The sequence below is a fragment of the Hymenobacter rubidus genome (assembly GCF_016734815.1).
GTDB lineage: Bacteria > Bacteroidota > Bacteroidia > Cytophagales > Hymenobacteraceae > Hymenobacter > Hymenobacter rubidus.
On record NZ_JAERQF010000025.1, the window covers coordinates 19,389 to 36,818 of the forward strand.

Genomic DNA, 17,430 nt, shown 5'->3' on the forward strand with positions numbered 1-17,430 from the left:
ATCGAGGGTATAACCCACGCTACGCCTCGTACAGCAGCTCGTAGTATTCGCGCGCCATGCGGCCTGATTCGAACTCCGGCTCTACATCCTGCATGGCGGTTTTCACCACTTTCAGGAAGTCGCTGGGCTGGTCGTAGTAAAGCGGCAGCACGGTGTTTTCGAGCACGTCGAGCAGGGCTTTGGCTTCGGCGTCGTCCTTCACGTTGTCGGGCAGGGTCACGTCCACAATCGGGATGAGGAAGCCGTTTTCGCCGTCGCGGCAGAACTCCGGAATCCAGCCGTCGGCCACGCTCAGGTTCACGCTGGCGTTCATGGCGGCGGTCATGCCGCTGGTGCCGCTGGCTTCGCGGGGGAAGCGCGGCGTGTTCAGCCAGATATCGGAGCCCTTTTTGAGGGCCGCCGACAGCCCCAGCTCGTAGCCGGTGAGCACGGCGCAATTTTTCAGGTTGGCCGTGCGCTTGATGATTTCATTGAACAAGGCCACGGCACCGTAGTCCTTCGGATAGGGCTTGCCCGCCCAAATCATCTGAATGGGATGCTTGGCATTGTTGGCCAACTCCACAAAGCGCTCGAAGTGGCGCAGAATTAAATCGGCGCGCTTGTAGCCGGCGAAACGACGGGCCCACACAATGGTGAGGACGTTGGGGTCGAAGACGTTGCCGGTTTGGTCGGCCACGATTTTGAATAGGTTTTTTTTCAGCTCCTGTTTGCGGGCCAGCAGGGCAGCATCGTCCTTGCTGGCGAGGGCGGCAGCCAGCTGCGGGTCGCGCCAGTAGGTGCCGTTTTGGCTGTTGGTGATGGGAATGATGGGACAGATGCCCTCGTAGTGGCCCCACATTTCGTTGGCCACGGTGCCGTGCACCTTGCTCACGGCGTTGGCCTTACGCGAGAAGCGCAGGGCCGTGAGGGTGTAGTTCAACGAGTCGCCGGTGCCAATGAGGGCCACTCGACGGATTTCTTCTTCCGGCACAGGGCCAAAGAAAGTCATGTCCGTCAGCAGCTTCATGGGGCGTTCCTCGTTGCCGGCCAGCTCGGGGGTGTGCGTAGTGAAAACCAAACGCTTCTGCACCTCGGCCAGCTTGCGGCCGTGCTTTTCGTAGAGGTAGAACGCCAGCGGCAGGCCGTGGCCTTCGTTGAGGTGGTACACGTCGGTTTTGCGGCCGAGCACGTCGAGCAGCTTGCCGCCGCCCACGCCCAACAGGATGCTTTGGGCCACGCGGGCCGCCGAGTCTGGGTCGTAGAGGTGGTGCGAGATGGTGCGCGAGAGGTGGTCATTCTCGGCAATGTCGGTGGTGAGGAAGAACATCGGCACGGTGCCGAATACTTCCGGAGCCAGGTACAGGGCCTTCACGTGCACATCGGCGCCGTGGATGGTGATGGGGAAGATGATGCCCGTGTCCTCCAGAAACGAGTAGTATTTCAGGCGAAACTCGGGGCGCATGGTTTGGTCCACGGCGCGGTCCTGGTCGTAGTAGCCGTAGCTCCACAGGATGCTGATGCCCACCAGGTTCTGCTTTAGCTCGTAGCCCGAGCGCATGTGCGAGCCGGCCAGAAAGCCCAGGCCGCCGGAGTAGGTTTTCAGGGCCTGGTCGACCGCGAATTCCATGGAAAAATATGCGGCGGCCGTTTTGTACTTGGCCGCGGGCGTGTAGGGTTTGTAGGTAAAAGCCATAGAGGGGTAGTGCGGGCCACGGCGCGCAACTGGAACTGTGAGGTGCTGGTGAAAAATGACGCTTCCGGGCCGCGACCAATGCTGCGGCTGCCACTTGGGTTGGCGCCGCAAGGTCAGAAGCATTCGGCAAAAAACGCAAAGTTCTGATACAGAGCCTGTCTTTGAGCAAACGTTAGCACTCCGCAACCCCTACATAGTCAGGGCTATACTAGTCGCTATTTTATGAGGCACCTGCTTGCTTCGGCACATGGCTCGGCAACCATCGCTACAATTACTCCCTCTGGCAGCAGTCTATTCAGGTAACTGCTGGAAAATGACAGTGAAAATCAATCTGGATAAAAAATTATTTTATTGAAATAATTAAAATTATTTACCATTTAATTATCGATTCATCAACAAAAGGCCATAATCTTTTGACAAGCAATAGTGCGATGTATCTACCTAATCCTTTTAGCTTTGGCTCCATCGTTTCATTCTCACAAACAAACTTTTCACGTATGCGCATGACATTTTTTGGCCGTTATCTGATAGCGCCGTTCCTGGGTGCTGTCCTATTGGCAAGCTGTTCCAAGTCTGAAACCTCGCCGGAAGTGCCAACAGTAGACGTTGCCACGCAAAACGTTTCGGCGCCCGGCTTCCCCGAGGGGTTTGAGACGGGCACCAAAACGGCCTACGCCACCGGCAGCGTCACGCTCGGCTCGGGCTCCTGGACGCTGAACGATGCCCTGCTGGGCAACACTGCCTCGGACCCCAAAACCGGCACGCAATCGGCCAGGGTGCGCAACAGTGGCTCATTGAGCATGAACTTCGACCTCACCGGCGGGGCCGGCGTGGTGATTGTGGCGCACGCCCTGTACGGCTCCGACGCCAGCGGCACCTGGGAACTGTGGGCCAGCAGCAACAGCGGCAGCAGCTATGCCAAAGTGGGCAGCACCATCACCACCAGCAGCACCACGCTCAGCACGGCCTCCTTCACCGTAAACCTCGCCGGCCCCGTGCGCCTGCAAGTGCGCAAAACCGACGGCAGCACCAACCGCATCAACTTCGATAACATCACCGTGGAAAGCTACGCCAGCGGCGGTGGCACGGGCACCGGTGGCAAGAAATTCCTGTTCGACGCCTCGCACGCCGAACTGGCCGGCAACGCCGACTGGGCGCTGGACGTGGACGGCGGCGTGACGCCGCGCTACCCCACGCCGGCCGCGTCGGGCATCACGGCCAGCACCTCGGAAACTTATTGGACCGCCGCCCTCTCCTCGTGGGGCGTGGCCCTGGTGAAGCTGGGCAACACCGTGGAAAACCTGCCTGCGGGCACGGCCATTACGTATGGCAATGCGTCGAACCCCCAGGATTTGGCTAATTACAGCGTGTTTGTGGTGGACGAGCCGAACACGTTGTTCACAGCGACGGAGAAAACGGCCATCGTCAGCTTCGTTCAACACGGCGGCGGCCTGTTCATGATTTCGGACCACACCGTATCGGACCGCAACAACGACGGCTACGACTCGCCCGCCATCTGGAACGATTTGATGACCAACAACTCGGTGCAGGCCAACCCCTTCGGCTACAGCATTGCGCTGACCAACATTTCGGAAACCACCAGCAACGTACTGGCCAGCCCCACCAACACCATTCTGCACGGTTCGCAGGGCGACGTGACGCAGCTGAAATTCTCGAACGGCGCCACCCTCACCAAAACCTCGGGTTCGGCCGCCGTGCCGTTGATTTGGCAGAGCACCGCCTCGCAGGGCAACACCAATATCATGTGCCTGAGCAGCACCTACGGCACGGGCCGCGTGGTGTGCATCACCGATTCGTCGCCGGCCGACGACGGCACCGGCAGCCCCGGCAACACCGTGTACCCCGGCTGGACCGAGCTGGCCAGCCACGCTAAGCTGCACCTGAATGCCTCGCTGTGGTTGGCCAAGCTGCAATGAGTCGTTAGCAATGACTAGTAGAAAAAGCCTGCTCCCGGTTCCGGGGGCAGGCTTTTTTGTGGGTCAGAAGCTAGGCGAGTGAGCGAAACAGAATTGCTAAAGCAGGGCCGGGAAATTTATTTTTGGAGTGGAAACGGTTGCATTTTCGGCCCGGAAAAGGAAAGCGCTACTTTTGGCTTTTACGCCATTTTACCGCTCTTTTCCATGAAATTCCCACGTTTGCTGCTGGCCGCCGCAGTGTTCCCTTTGGGGCTCATCGCGCCCATTTTAGCCAAGGCCGAACCGCTTGCTCCGGCCGCGCAGGCCACTTCTCCCAGCCATAGCGCCGCCACGCAAGCAGCACCGGACGTGCGCATCGACCCAACCTATTGGTGGGTGGGCATGAAAAACCCCAAGCTGCAGCTGCTGGTGCACGCGCCCGGCATTGGCGGCAGCACGGCGGCCCTGGCTACTTACCCTGGCGTGGCCTTGGAGGGCACCCAGAAACTGGAGAACCCCAACTACCTCGTCGTCAACCTCAACATTGGTTCCGAAGCCCGACCCGGCCAGTTGAAGCTGGAATTTAAAGGCAGCAAAAAGCTCACGTATGCCTACGAGCTGCGGGCCCGCAACACCGACCCCAACCGCGTGCAGGGCCTCACGCAGGCCGACTTCATCTACATGCTGATGCCGGACCGTTTCGCAAACGGTGACCCGAAGAACGACGTGGTGAAGGGCACCCGCGTGAACCACATTGCCCGCGACTCGATGTACGCCCGCCACGGCGGCGACCTGAAAGGCATTCAAAATCACTTCGATTATTTCAAGAAGCTGGGCGCCACAGCCATCTGGCCCACGCCCATCATCGAAAACGACATGCCCAAGGCCAGCTACCACGGCTATGCCGTCACGGATTGCTACAAAATCGACCCGCGCTACGGCACCAACGAAGAGTACCAGCGATTTGTGAAAGCCGCGCACGCCGACGGCCTGAAAGTGGTGCAGGACATTGTGCTCAACCATTGGGGCAGCTACCACCACCTGTTCCTCGACAAGCCGGCGGCCGACTGGTTCCACGCCTTCCCGAAGTTCACGCGCAGCAACTACAACGCCTTTGCGCTGAACGACCCCTACGGCTCGAAGCGCGACTACCAGCTGTTCAACGACGGCTGGTTTGACACTACCATGCCCGACGTGAACCAAGGCAACCCGCTGGTAGCTACTTATATTATTCAGAACTTTCTGTGGTGGGTCGAGTCGACGGGCATCGACGGGTATCGCATTGATACCTACCCCTATTCCCAACCGCAGTTTTTGATGGCCTGGGGCAAGGCCATTGGCGAAGAATACCCCAAGCTGGCTCTGTTTGGCGAGGCCTGGGAAGGCACCGAAGCCGAGCAGGCTTTCTTTGCCCAGAACATTTTTCCGCCGGTAAACGGCTTTAAATCGAACCTGCCAGGCGTGCTTGATTTCCAAATCTGCTTTGCGATTTCAGATGCGTTGAAGACCGAAAACGGCGATTTGAGCAAGCTCTACCATGCCTTGCAGGGCGACTGGCTGTACGTAGATGCCACGCGCAACGTGCCGTTTCTGGATAACCACGACATGAGTCGATTCTATTCGGTAATTGGCGAGGATTTCGGCAAATTCAAAACCGGCATTGCCTGGCTGCTGACCTTGCGCGGCACGCCGCAGCTGTACTACGGCACGGAGGTGCTGATGAAGAACTTTTCGAACCCCGACGGCAAGGTGCGCGAGGACTTCCCCGGCGGCTGGGCGGGCGACAAGCTGGACTATTTCACCACGCGCCCCAGTGGCCAGGCGGGCGAGGCCTTCGACTACGTGAGCAAGCTGGCGAATTACCGGAAGGCGCACCCGGTTTTGAGTTCGGGCAAGCTGATGCAGTTTATCCCGCAGGACGGCGTGTATACGTACTTCCGGTACGATGATTCTGCCTGCGTAATGGTGATTGCCAACAACACCAAGGACGAGAAAAAGGTGGACGGAACGCGGTTTGCCGAGCGGTTTGATGGGTTTTCGTCGGGGATAGAAGTGGTGAGCGGGGCGACGGTTTCGGATTTGAAGACGTTGAACATTCCGGCGCACACGGTGTGGGTGGTGGAGTTGCGGAAGTAGCGCAAGGTTTCGCTAAGTTGAAAATCAGGTTTCGCAAAGGCGAAGCGTTTTGCAACTTCTTGTTTCCGGTTCGTTTTATTTTATCCTAGCAGCCTCTTGGGCTGCCTTTGCGAAACTTGATTTTTAACTTAGCGAAACCTTGCGCTCATGACTGACCTCACCGACCAAGTAGCCATCGTCACCGGCGCCAGCCGCGGCATCGGCAAAGCCATTGCGCTGCTGCTGGCCCTGCAGGGCGCCAAAGTAGTAGCCGTGGCCCGCAGCGAGGGGGAGTTGGAAGAACTCACTCAGAAAACGCGGGGCCTCTGCATCGTGGCCGACATCTCGGACGAAACCGATGCTCGATATATTGTCAGCGAAACCCTGAGCCACTACGGCCGCCTCGATATTCTCGTCTGCAACGCCGGCGTGGGTTCCTTCAATGAGCTGGAGCATTTCGAAGCCGCCGAGTGGGACCGGATTTTCGATACCAACGTGAAAGGCACTTTTCTGCTTTGCAAAGCCGCCGTTCCCCACTTTAAAGCCCAGAAGCGGGGCCACATCGTGGGCATCACCTCCGATGTGGCCAAGCGCACTTTCCCGCACGGCACTGCCTACGGCGCCAGCAAATTTGCCCAGGATGCTGTGCTGGCCAGCCTGCGCAAGGAAGTGCGCCCGCACGGCGTCAAAGTGAGCACCATCTACCCCGGCCTGGTCGATACCTATTTCAACGACACCACCCCCGGCAGCCCCGAGGCCGAAAAAACCCACTTGCGCCCCAGCGACGTGGCCCAGGCCGTGCGCTACGTACTGGAAACGCCAGCCCACGTCGTGGTGGACGAACTGATGCTGCACCCACTCACGCAGGAGTGGTGAAATGGTGAGTTGGTGAACTGGTGAGTTTGAGGTGCAAACTGCACCGAATGCGTTGTCAGAACATCAAACTCACCTGTTCACCATTTCACCAACTCACCAATTGACTATCTTGCCGCACCATGAAAAAACTGTTGCTGGCCGGCGGCATGCTCACCTTGGCCGCTTTCTCTTTGCCCAACCCGCCTGTGGACAAAAAACACCCCCACGCCACCGACCCCAATACCACCGCCGAGGTGCCCCAGGACCACAAGCTGGTCATTTACCAGGTGATGACGCGCCTGTTTGGTAACAAAGTGGCATTGAACAAACCCTACGGTACCATCACCGAAAACGGCTGCGGCAAGTTCAACGACATCAGCGACAAGGCCCTCGACGAAATCAAGAAAATGGGCGTGAGCCACGTCTGGTACACGGGCGTGATTGAGCACGCCACCATGACGGACTACACCGCCGCCGGCATTCCGCCCGACGATGCCGACGTGGTGAAAGGCCGCGCCGGTTCGCCCTACGCCATCAAGGACTACTACGACGTGGCCCCCGACCTGGCCGTGGTGGTCAAAAACCGGATGCCCGAGTACGAAGCCCTCATCAAGCGCACCCACGACCACGGCTTAAAGGTCATCATGGACTTCATCCCGAACCACGTGGCCCGCTCCTACAGGTCGGACGCCAAGCCTCAGAACGTGGTCGACCTGGGTGCGCAGGACGATAAAACCAAGGCTTTTGCGCCCAACAACAACTTCTACTACCTGCCCGGCAAGAGCTTCGTGGTGCCCGCTGGCTACAACCCGCTGGGCCCGCTGAAAGGCCCGCGCGAGGATGGCAAATTTGCCGAAACCCCTGCCAAAGCCACCGGCAACGACGTTTTCTCGGAAGCCCCCAGCATCAACGACTGGTTCGAAACCGTGAAGCTGAACTACGGCGTGGACTATGTCAACGCTCGCAAGATGCACTTCGACCCCGTGCCCGATACGTGGAAGAAGATGCGCGACATTCTGCTGTTCTGGGCCGGCAAAAATGTGGACGGCTTCCGTTGCGACATGGCTGAGATGGTGCCCGTCGAGTTCTGGACCTGGGTAATTCCGGAAGTTAAAAAAGCGAAGCCCGACCTGATTTTTATTGGCGAAGCCTACAATCCAAAGGAATACAAAACCTACCTCGACAAAGGGAAATTCGACTTTCTATACGACAAAGTGGGCCTGTATGACGGCCTGCGCCGCCTCATGACCGGCGGCGGCACCACCGAGGACATCACCCACGTCTGGAAGGAGGAAAGCAACGGCTTCTCGTCGCACATGCTGCGCTTCCTGGAAAACCACGACGAGCAGCGCATTGCGTCCAAGGAATTTGCCGGCGACCCCAAGCGCGCCATCCCGGCCATGACCGTGACGGCCACGCTGGGCACCGGCCCGGTGATGCTCTATTTCGGGCAGGAAGTGGCCGAGCCCGCCCACGGCACCGAAGGCTTCAGCGCCGAGGACGGCCGCACCACCATCTTCGACTATTGGGGCGTGCCCGAGCACCAGAAGTGGCTGAATCAGGGCAAGTTTGACGGTGCCCGGCTCAGCCCCGAGCAAAAAAGCCTGCGCGATTTCTACAGCCGCTTGCTGAACGTGGCCAGCAACACCGAGGCCATCCGCAAAGGCCGCTTCTACGAGTTGCAGGACGCCAACAACCTCGGCAAAGAGTACGACCAGCGCCGCCTCTACGCCTACCTGCGCTACACCGACAAGCAGCAGGTGCTGGTGGTGGTGAACTTCTCGACCGACAAAACCTACCGGCCCACCCTCACCATCTCGCCCGAAGCCATGGCCGCCATGGGCCTGAGCACCAAAAAATTCTACACCTACACCGACCTCCTGGCCAACGAGGAGCCGCGCAACGCGCTTAATCTGACTTTGGAGCCACTATCGGCCCACATTTTTGAGATAAAGTCGCGGTAATCTGGCCCGAAAACTGAGGCAAATCCAGTAAATTCAACGCTGTGCTCGCCCCTGAGGTGGCGTTCGCAGCTCTCACTCTTTCCCCGCCTTCTCTATGGCAGCTCCCACCGCCGCACCCACCACCAGCACCAGCATCAAGCCCCGGCTCAGCTTCTGGCAAATCTGGAACATGAGCTTTGGTTTCCTCGGCATTCAGTTCGGCTTTGCGTTGCAGAACAGCAACATGAGCCGGATTTTTGAAACCATGGGCGCCAAAACCGACGAAATTGCCTTCCTATGGCTGGCCGCGCCCATCACGGGGCTGCTGGTGCAGCCTGTCATCGGCTACCTTTCCGACCGCACCTGGAGCCCCCGGTTTGGCCGGCGCCGCCCGTTCTTCTTCGTGGGTGCCGTGCTAGCCTCCCTTGCACTGGTGGTGATGCCCAACGTAACGGCCCTCTGGATGGCGGCTGGCATGCTCTGGATTCTCGACTCCAGCATCAACATCTCCATGGAGCCGTTTCGGGCGCTGGTCGGCGACTTATTGCCCTCGCAGCAGCGCACCACCGGCTTCGGAGCCCAAACTTTCTTCATTGGTGTGGGCGCCATCGTCGGCTCGTCCTTGCCGTGGATGTTTGCCAACTGGTTTGGCGTGTCTAACACGCCCGAGCCAGGCCATATTTCGCTCTCGCTCAAGTATGCGTTTTACGTGGGCGGCTTGGTGTTCTTCTCGGCCGTGCTCTGGACCATTCTGCGCACCAAGGAATACCCGCCCGAAAACCTGGCCGAGTTTGAGGCTGAAAAGGCCCGCACCGCCGGCTTTGCCAACGGTCTGAAGGAGTCGTTTGAGGGCATTTTTCACATGCCCAAAACAATGCAGCAACTGGCTGTGGTGCAGTTTTTTTCGTGGTTTGCCCTGTTTTCGATGTGGATTTATACCACGCAGGCTGTCACCAGTCACGTTTTCCATACCACTGACACCTCTTCCGCGCTCTACAACAAAGGCGGCGACTGGGTGGGCGTGTGCTTCTCGGTCTACAACGGCCTGTCGGCGGTGGTGGCGCTGCTGCTCCCCATTATAGCCAAGGCCACGAGCCGGCGCTTCACCCACATGCTGGCCCTAGTGGCTGGCGGCCTGGGGCTGATTTCGATTTATTTCATTCAGGACTACCACTACATTTTGCTGTCGATGGTGGGCGTGGGCATTGCCTGGGCCAGCATTCTGTCAGTGCCCTACGCCATGCTGGCCGGCGCTCTGCCCTCTAACAAAATGGGTTATTACATGGGTGTATTCAACTTTTTCATCGTGATTCCGCAGGGCGCAGCCGGCCTTATTCTGGGCCCGCTCACCAAACATGTGTTCCACGACCAGCCCATCTACACCTTGGTCATGGGCGGCGTATCGATGATAATATCGGGCCTGCTCACCCTTCGTGTTCACGACGCCGATGATATTCGGCTGCCCGTGGAAGAGCCTGCCGAAACGCTCGGCTACGACGCCCTGGCTCCGGCCAATCCGCAGGTATAAGCTGCTTTATTTTGACAGAAAAGGCTGTCTCTTCAACCAGAGACAGCCTTTTTCATGTCAAGCCATGCTTCATCGGCTGGCATCAGCTTTTGATAATCATCTCGGCCACTTCGCGCCCGGTAGCCAGCGCCGCGTTGAGCGACGGATAAGCCGTCCAATCGCCGCAGCGGTAGAGGCTATCCGAGAGTCGGAGGGACTGATGCGCCGGCTGCCCGGCCAGGTACACCGGCAGCGCCGTAGCAATGCGGTAGCTGCGCAAATGCTCCCACTCCCGAGCCGCCGGCCCAAACCACGCCGCCAATTCCCTACGCACACCTGCCGTGAGTTCCTCCTCGCTTGTGCTGCGCTCGCCGTGGGTGCTCACCGACACCAGCGCCCGACCCGCCGGCGCGTATGCCCCGCTCACATCGGCCGGAAACGCCACGTTGTGCACCAAGGCATTAGAGGCTGCATTGAGACGCAGCAGCTTGTCGTTGCGGCCCGGCGAATGCCCACCGCGGGTGGCAAAATACGTGCAGGTAGTCAGGCGGGCCGCCGTCGGGAAGCTCGCCGCTTCGGCGCTGATGGCGTCGTCGGGCTTGCCGCTGCGGCCGGCCAGCAGGCGCGTGGCGGCCAGGCCGTCGGTGGCGATTACCACTGCCGCCGCCTCCAGCACTTTGCCGGTGGTCAGCCGCACCTGCGAGCCGTTGACAATGGCCGTCACGGCCGTGTTTAGCTGCACTGTGCCCGCCGGCAGCCGGGCCGCCAGTTGCTCAGGCAGCTGCTGCATACCCAGGGCCGGGATGGCCGCCTCGCCCGTCACAAATTGCTGGAACACGAACTCGAAAAAATTGCTGGCCGTGGTCAGCTCTCTATCCAGAAAAACGCCGCCAAAAAACGGCTTAAAAAATGCGTTTATCATCTGCTCGCTCCAGCCATAGCGTTGCAGGAAGGTCAGCGTATCGGTGGCCGGGCGGGCCAGCAATTCTTCGGGCGTGTACTTGAGCACATGCCGCACAAAGCTCAGCACGCGCAGCTTATCGGGCAGGGTGCCAATGGCCGAGGTGAGCGCCGAAAAAGCCCCCTGCGGATGCTGCAAGGGGTTTTGCAAGGTTGTCTCGCTGCCATTGGCCAGCCGAATGACGGCTCCGGAGCGAAACGCCTTCAGGTTCAGTGCGCCGTAGTCGAAGAGGCGCCGGGCTTCGGGATAGTTGGTTTGCAGAACCTGAAAGCCCCGGTCGAGGCGGAAGCCTTCCGGCGTAACATCGGTGCGCACGCGGCCGCCCACGGCGTCGGCGGCATCGAGCAGGAGCACCGGCCAGTCGGCGCGGTGCAGCCATGTGGCGCAGGAAAGCCCGGCCATGCCAGCCCCGATGATGATAATGGGTTTAGACACTGGATTCATAGCTGAGCGGAAGGATTAGGGGTGCACTTGGCCAACAGAGGCCATTGAACTTCACGGCGCCGGGCGCGAAAGGTTGGGCTCCGGCACAATTTCCGTGCGTTTTGAGCCACACACGAAACAAACCAAACGCTAAAACAGCTTGGGCATCTTGTGCTCGCGCCACTTCTTGCGCGTCTTCATGGTCCAAAACTCGGCTACGCCATCGCGGCGTAGGCTGAGCTGCCAGGCGCCCATTGCCTGGCCCAAACGGTAGCCAGTGGCTTGGTCCTGCGGAAATTTTTGCTTGATAAGGGCGTAGTCAGCTGCCGAAATGTCTTTGCCGATTTCGCCGTGGCAGCGCAGACAGACGCTGTTGTTCAGCACAATGGGCCGCCCGTAGAAGAAAACTTCCTGCGACAGCCGCTTGATGCTGCGCGCCGTGTCAGGCTTGAGTTCCTCGGGCAGCAGAACGCCCCTGTTCGCGGGGTTGCGGGGCCGCTCGCTCACGCGCCGCGTGGTAGCCTTTAGCACGCCCGCCAGCGAATCGACGAAGCGGTAGGTTTCGGGCTGGCAAAGGCTCATTGCGTGGGCCACGCCGCCGGTTGCCAGTTCGCGGGCTATGGTGCGGCGCAACAGGGTATCGGCCGTGGCGGTGAGGGAATCGCCGGCCCAGCGTGCCGCGCGCAGTAAGTCGTTGGGCATGATGCGCTTCACCTCCCAGTTCTCGGCTTCGATGCCGATGCGTTTGCTGTCCTTGAGGTGTTCAATCTGGTCGGGGCGGCAGGCGACGATGCTTAACACCACGGCCAATGGGGCAATTTTATACAGCAGGGTTTTCACGGGCAAAAGCAGGAAGGTATTTCGAACGTGACGTTGAAAGTTTTACGCAAGACACGCCATGCAGAGGCGCAGCCGAAGCATCTCGCGTGGAGTAGTAATCCAATCGAGTGAAACAGAATTAGTGGTGGCACGCGAGATGCTTCGGCTGCGCCTCTGTATGACGTTATTACTTGAACCTGCTATTTGTATTCATTACATCAGGTAAGCTTTCAGGTCCTCGTAGTTAACCGCCAGCGGCACGCTTCGTTTGGTGCGGCCCTGCAACGCCTGTACTACCTGCGGCAACTCAATGGCCCGGCCCAGAATGGGCTCCACTACGTCCGGAAACTTCACCGGATGCGCCGTGGCGAGAATCATCCCGGCCGCATCGGGGTGCTGCGTCTGGTAGCGGCGCAGCGCCGTGTAAGCGACGGCGCCGTGCGGGTCGAGCATATAGCCGTCCTGCTCCCACACCTGGCGAATGGCGGCCACGGTATCGGCGTCGCTCACGGTATCGGCGCTGAGGGCGGCGCGCAACCGGCCCAGGTCGTTGCCAAACAGCTCCAGAATGCGCACAAAGTTGCTGGGGTTACCCACGTCCATGGCGTTGGAGAACGTGGGCACAGCCGGCCGGGGCTCGTAAGTCCCGGTACGCAGGTAGGCCGGTACGGGCTCGTTGGCATTGCAGGCCGCGATGAAATGGCCTAGCGGTAGCCCCGAAGCCTGCGCCAGCAGCCCGGCGCACAGGTTGCCGAAGTTGCCGCTGGGCACCGACACCACCGGCGCGGGCGCCCCGGCCGGCCACTGCTGCATGGCAAAGCAATAGTAGAGCTGCTGCGGCAGCCAGCGCGCCACGTTGATGGAATTGGCCGAGGTGAGGAAGCGGCGCCGGGCCAATTCGGGGTCCAGAAACGCCTGCTTCACCAGCGCCTGGCAGTCGTCGAACGTGCCCTGCACTTCCAGCGCGGTAATGTTTTGGCCCAGGGTGGTGAGCTGCTGCTCCTGCACCGGACTCACTTTGCCCGATGGGTAGAGAATGACGACTTCCACGCCCGGCACGCCCAGAAAACCGCTGGCCACGGCCCCACCGGTATCGCCGGAGGTAGCCACCAGCACCGTCACGGGCGGTGTGTCGCCGCGCTGCGCGAAGTAGCCCAGGCAGCGGCTCATAAACCGCGCCCCCACGTCCTTAAACGCCAGCGTGGGCCCATGAAACAGCTCCAAGGCCGACACGCCTTCCACCACGGGCACGAGCGGAAACTCAAAGTCGACCGCCTCGGCGCAAATGCGGTAGAGGTCGGCTTCCGGAATGGTGCTGCCCACGTAGGGCCGCATCACGTTCAGGGCCACGGTGGCTTTGCTGAGGCTGCGCAACTCGCGCAGAAAACCCGGCAGGAATTTGGGAATAGTTTCGGGGAAGTACAGGCCGCCATCGGGCGCCTGCCCGGTGATGGTGGCCGTGCGAAAATCAACCGGCGGCGACTGGTGGCGGAGGCTGTAGTATTTCATTTTCAGTTGGTTTTTCGATAATGCGCAGCCATTAACCTCACCCCCTGACCCCCTCTCCCAAAAAGAGGGGGCACCGGTTCGTGAGGACAATTATATCACCGCATCCGTCTGGGGCATATTCGGTGCCCCCTCTTTTTGGGAGAGGGGGTCAGGGGGTGAGGTTGGCGAGGAGAGCGACTACTCCTCCTCCGGAACCACATACGCCCCCCCGGTACCCACCGGCCCGACGTACACATTGAACTCAATCCCCAACTCGGAGAACACGCTACCCAGCGCCGCGCCCACCGCCTGCGCCGTCGCCTCGGTCTTGTTGAGCATAAAAATGGATGGCCCCGAGCCCGAGATGCCGCCCCCAATGGCCCCGGCCGTCAGCGCCCGCTTTCTTGCCTCGGCCAGGCCGGGGATGAGCGGCAGCCGCGCCGGCTCCACAATGTAGTCGTCCAAGGAACGACCTATTAGCTCATAATCCGCTGTCAAAAAGCCGGCTACCAGCCCGGCCACGTTGGCCCACTGGCGCACGGCCAGGCCCAGCGGCACGGTAGCCGGCAGCACTTTGCGCGAGTCGCTGGTTTTCACCTCAATCTGCGGGTGCACCACGGCCACCCACAAGGGCGGCGCGGGCAGCGCAATGATGTCAATGGCCGGCTCCAGGGCCCGTACCACCGTGAACCCGCCGAAAATTGCCGGCGCGATGTTGTCGGCGTGGCGAGCGCCGGAAGCCACGGCCTCCCCTTCCATCGCAAAATCCACCAACTGCATTTTACTGAACCGATTGCCCAGCAAGGCGTTGGCCGCCACCACGGCCCCGGCGGCACTGGCGGCGCTGCTGCCCACGCCACTCCCCGGCATGATGCCTTTGGTAATTTCCACCTCAAAGCCGATGGCATCGGGCGCTTCTTTCAGCAGGGCCAGCAGGGCCACGCCCGCCACGTTGTGGGTGGGGTCGGTGGGTAGGTTGTAAGGGTCGAGGTGTTGGATGCGAACGCCCGGCGTGGCGCTGCGCGTGACCCGGACGGTATCGTAAGGCGCAGTCAGGGACAGGCCGAATACATCGAAGCCGCAGCCCAGATTAGAGAGCGTGGCGGGGGAATGAACAAGAACGGAATCAGGCATGAGGAGCAATAGCGCAAACTTTGTAGTTCGCGTGGCAGAACAATTTATTCGGTGCGGAAACGCGAACTACAAAGTTCGCGCTACGGTGCTACAGCCGCGCGGCGCGGATAATATCCGCAAACACGCCCGAGGCCGTCACCTCAGCCCCGGCTCCGGCGCCCTTCACCACCAGCGGCTGGTCTACGTAGCGGTCGGTATAAAACAGCACCACGTTGTCCTTGCCGCGCAGGTCGTAGAGGTCGTGGCCGGGCGCTACGGTTTGCAGGCCCACGGCGGCGCGACCATCGGCGTAGCGGGCCACGAATTTCAGGCGCTGGCCGGCGGCCGTGGCCGCGTCGTAGAGGGCGCGGAAGTGGCTTTCGTGGGCGGCCATTTGGGTGTAGAAGGCTTCCACGTCGCCTTCGAGGCAGGCAGGTGGCAGGAAGGTTTCGATTTCAATGTCCGCCATTTCCATTACCTGCCCAGCTTCGCGGGCGAGGATGAGGATTTTGCGGGCCACGTCCGAACCGCTCAGGTCGAGGCGCGGGTCGGGTTCGGTGTAGCCTTCGGTTTGGGCCTGGCGCACCACCTCGGCAAAGGGCCGGGTGCCGTCGTAGTTGTTGAACACGAAATTGAGCGTACCGGATAGCACGGCCTGCATGCGCCGCACCACGTCGCCGCTGCGCATGAGGTCGTTCAAGGTGCCGATGATGGGCAGGGCCGCGCCCACGTTGGTTTCGAACAAATAGCTGGCGTTGAATTCCTTCGACAAGCTTTTCAGCTTCGCATAATGCGCGTAGTCCGACGACGCGGCCACCTTGTTGCAGGCCACAATGGCCACGCTTTTTCCCAGTAGATGAGCGTAAATGCCGGCCGCCGCCGGGTTAGCTGTCACGTCCACAAAAATCGAATTGCGCAGGTTGCGGCCGATGATGAGCTGCGTGAATTCCTCCAACGTTTGAGCGGGAGCTTGCGCCAACTCCTCTGGCCAGGCCGTGAGGTCGAGGCCGTTTTCATCCACCAGGCAGTGGCGGCTGTTGGCAATGGCCACCACGCGCACCTGCAAACCGAGTTTTTCAAGCAGATGCGGCTGCTGTCGCGCCAGCTGCTCCAGCAGCTTGCTACCCACGTTGCCGGGCCCGAGGATGAACAGGTTCACCTGCTTCTTGGTAGCCTCGAAAAAGGCCTCGTGCAGCACATTGATGGCCTTGCGCACGTCGGCCGCCCGAATCACGGTCGAAATATTCTTCTCCGAAGCACCCTGCGCAATGGCCCGGATGTTCACCCCGTTCTGCCCCAGCGCGCCAAACAGCTTGCCGCTGATGCCGGGATGGTCCTTCATGTTTTCGCCCACCAGCGCCACAATGGCGAGGTCCTTCTCGGGCCGTAGTGGCTCGATGCGGCCGGCGGCAATTTCGGTGGCAAACTCCTCGTCCACGGCCACTTGGGCGGGCGCAGCGTCCTGCGCGTTCACCCCCACGCAGATGGAATGCTCCGACGAGCTTTGCGTGATGAGAATCACGTTGATGCGCTCCCTTGCCAGCGCCTCAAACAGCCGTTTCGAGAAGCCGGGGATGCCCACCATGCCGCTGCCTTCCAGATTCAGCAGCGTGAGGTTGCCGATGCTGGAGATGCCCTGCACCACAGCCGGCGTACGTGGCGGCTCCACTTCCACCAGCGTGCCGTAGTCGTCGGGCGCGAAGGTGTTTTTTATCCAGAGCGGAATCCCGCGCTGCATCACTGGCTGAATAGTAGGCGGATACAGCACTTTGGCGCCGAAGTGCGAGAGCTCCATGGCCTCCTGGTAGCTAATGCGGGCAATGGGCCGGGCGCTGCGCACGAGGCGCGGGTCGGCCGTCATCATGCCGCTCACGTCGGTCCAGATTTCCAGCACGTCGGCATCCAGCGCAGCAGCCAGCAGGGCGGCCGTATAATCGGAGCCGCCGCGGCCCAGTGTGGTCGTCGTGCCGTGGGCATCGGCGCCGATGAAGCCGGGCACCACCCAGATTTTCGCCGAATGCTCAGTTTTGAATGCTGCCACCAGCTTTTGCGTCGTGGCCACATCCACTTCGGCCATGCCGAAGCGGGAATTGGTGCGAATGAGTTGCCGGGCATCAACCCACGCAGCATCCAGCCCCTGCACTTTTGCCACCGAAGCTATCAGGTGCGACGACAGCAACTCGCCATAAGCCATGAGCCGGTCCAGAGTCCGATTCGACAATTCGCCCAAGGCAAAAATGCCGTTGCACAACGTGGTTAGCTCACCAAACTGGGTCACTAGCTGGCCTTCTTCCAGGGTATGAGCGGCGGGCAGGAGCTGCTGCACGGCCAAGCGGTGGCGGGTGGCCAGCTGCAACAGCGTGTCGCGGTACCCAGTGTCGCCGGCGGCAGCGGCGCGGCCGGCCCCAATCAGAACATCGGTGGTGCCGCCCAACGCCGACACCACCATCACCACCGAACTGCGCTCCGCTGCCTTCGCCGCAATGGCTAGCGACTTGCGGATATTTTCCGCCGAGGCCACCGAGGTGCCTCCGAATTTCAACACTTGCATAAACTCAGGCCGCCGGGCGGCTGTTGGGTTATGATTCTGAATGAACGTCCGGCCTACATAGCGGTGT

Annotated in this window: 11 protein-coding genes; 5 read left to right on the forward strand and 6 right to left on the reverse strand. The window is 60.5% G+C overall.

What is annotated here, in order from left to right; genetic code table 11:
- Positions 1–19: 19 nt before the first annotated feature.
- Positions 20–1,672: an alpha-glucan family phosphorylase gene (glgP, locus tag JKL48_RS15985; RefSeq protein WP_201984355.1), complete on the reverse strand. Its 1,653-nt coding sequence runs from the start codon at positions 1,670–1,672 to the stop codon at positions 20–22.
- Between the two features lie 590 nt (positions 1,673–2,262).
- Between glgP and JKL48_RS15990 the strand changes: the two genes are divergently transcribed.
- The 5 genes from JKL48_RS15990 to JKL48_RS16010 all read left to right on the forward strand — a co-directional run bounded on the left by JKL48_RS15990 (position 2,263) and on the right by JKL48_RS16010 (position 10,029).
- On the forward strand, positions 2,263–3,609 hold the full coding sequence (locus JKL48_RS15990; RefSeq protein ID WP_317191955.1) for a hydrolase: 1,347 nt from the start codon (positions 2,263–2,265) through the stop codon (positions 3,607–3,609).
- 204 nt (positions 3,610–3,813) lie between these two features.
- The gene (locus JKL48_RS15995; RefSeq protein ID WP_201984360.1) at positions 3,814–5,724 is read left to right on the forward strand and encodes an alpha-amylase family glycosyl hydrolase; all 1,911 of its coding nucleotides are present in this window, start codon (positions 3,814–3,816) and stop codon (positions 5,722–5,724) included.
- Positions 5,725–5,871: 147 nt separating this feature from the next.
- The gene (locus JKL48_RS16000) at positions 5,872–6,579 is read left to right on the forward strand and encodes an SDR family oxidoreductase (RefSeq protein WP_201984363.1); all 708 of its coding nucleotides are present in this window, start codon (positions 5,872–5,874) and stop codon (positions 6,577–6,579) included.
- A gap of 119 nt (positions 6,580–6,698) precedes the next feature.
- Entirely contained in the window at positions 6,699–8,522 is a 1,824-nt protein-coding gene (locus tag JKL48_RS16005; protein ID WP_201984365.1) for an alpha-amylase family glycosyl hydrolase, read from the forward strand.
- 94 nt (positions 8,523–8,616) lie between these two features.
- A complete protein-coding gene (locus JKL48_RS16010) occupies positions 8,617–10,029 on the forward strand; it encodes an MFS transporter (RefSeq protein WP_201984367.1) in 1,413 nt (470 codons plus the stop codon).
- Between the two features lie 82 nt (positions 10,030–10,111).
- Here the strand turns inward: JKL48_RS16010 and JKL48_RS16015 are convergent, their stop codons facing one another.
- From JKL48_RS16015 to thrA, 5 genes are all read right to left on the reverse strand, one after another.
- Positions 10,112–11,413: a protoporphyrinogen/coproporphyrinogen oxidase gene (locus JKL48_RS16015; RefSeq protein WP_236668851.1), complete on the reverse strand. Its 1,302-nt coding sequence runs from the start codon at positions 11,411–11,413 to the stop codon at positions 10,112–10,114.
- 129 nt (positions 11,414–11,542) lie between these two features.
- Entirely contained in the window at positions 11,543–12,232 is a 690-nt protein-coding gene (locus tag JKL48_RS16020) for a c-type heme family protein (RefSeq protein ID WP_201984370.1), read from the reverse strand.
- Between the two features lie 192 nt (positions 12,233–12,424).
- Positions 12,425–13,720 (reverse strand): threonine synthase, encoded by a 1,296-nt coding sequence (gene thrC / locus JKL48_RS16025; protein WP_201984372.1) that lies wholly within the window; start codon positions 13,718–13,720, stop codon positions 12,425–12,427.
- 177 nt (positions 13,721–13,897) lie between these two features.
- Positions 13,898–14,833 (reverse strand): homoserine kinase, encoded by a 936-nt coding sequence (locus JKL48_RS16030; RefSeq protein WP_201984374.1) that lies wholly within the window; start codon positions 14,831–14,833, stop codon positions 13,898–13,900.
- Positions 14,834–14,921: 88 nt separating this feature from the next.
- Positions 14,922–17,363: a bifunctional aspartate kinase/homoserine dehydrogenase I gene (gene thrA, locus JKL48_RS16035; protein ID WP_201984378.1), complete on the reverse strand. Its 2,442-nt coding sequence runs from the start codon at positions 17,361–17,363 to the stop codon at positions 14,922–14,924.
- Positions 17,364–17,430 lie beyond the last annotated feature (67 nt).

What these genes read in the sequence shown, in the direction of transcription:
- thrC (WP_201984372.1), bottom strand. Translation starts at nt 13,720, where the DNA reads ATGAAATACTACAGCCTCCGCCACCAGTCGCCGCCGGTTGATTTTCGC.
- JKL48_RS16015 (WP_236668851.1), bottom strand. Translation starts at nt 11,413, where the DNA reads ATGAATCCAGTGTCTAAACCCATTATCATCATCGGGGCTGGCATGGCC.
- JKL48_RS16010 (WP_201984367.1), top strand. Translation starts at nt 8,617, where the DNA reads ATGGCAGCTCCCACCGCCGCACCCACCACCAGCACCAGCATCAAGCCC.
- thrA (WP_201984378.1), bottom strand. Translation starts at nt 17,363, where the DNA reads ATGCAAGTGTTGAAATTCGGAGGCACCTCGGTGGCCTCGGCGGAAAAT.
- JKL48_RS16030 (WP_201984374.1), bottom strand. Translation starts at nt 14,833, where the DNA reads ATGCCTGATTCCGTTCTTGTTCATTCCCCCGCCACGCTCTCTAATCTG.
- JKL48_RS16000 (WP_201984363.1), top strand. Translation starts at nt 5,872, where the DNA reads ATGACTGACCTCACCGACCAAGTAGCCATCGTCACCGGCGCCAGCCGC.
- JKL48_RS16005 (WP_201984365.1), top strand. Translation starts at nt 6,699, where the DNA reads ATGAAAAAACTGTTGCTGGCCGGCGGCATGCTCACCTTGGCCGCTTTC.
- JKL48_RS15995 (WP_201984360.1), top strand. Translation starts at nt 3,814, where the DNA reads ATGAAATTCCCACGTTTGCTGCTGGCCGCCGCAGTGTTCCCTTTGGGG.
- glgP (WP_201984355.1), bottom strand. Translation starts at nt 1,672, where the DNA reads ATGGCTTTTACCTACAAACCCTACACGCCCGCGGCCAAGTACAAAACG.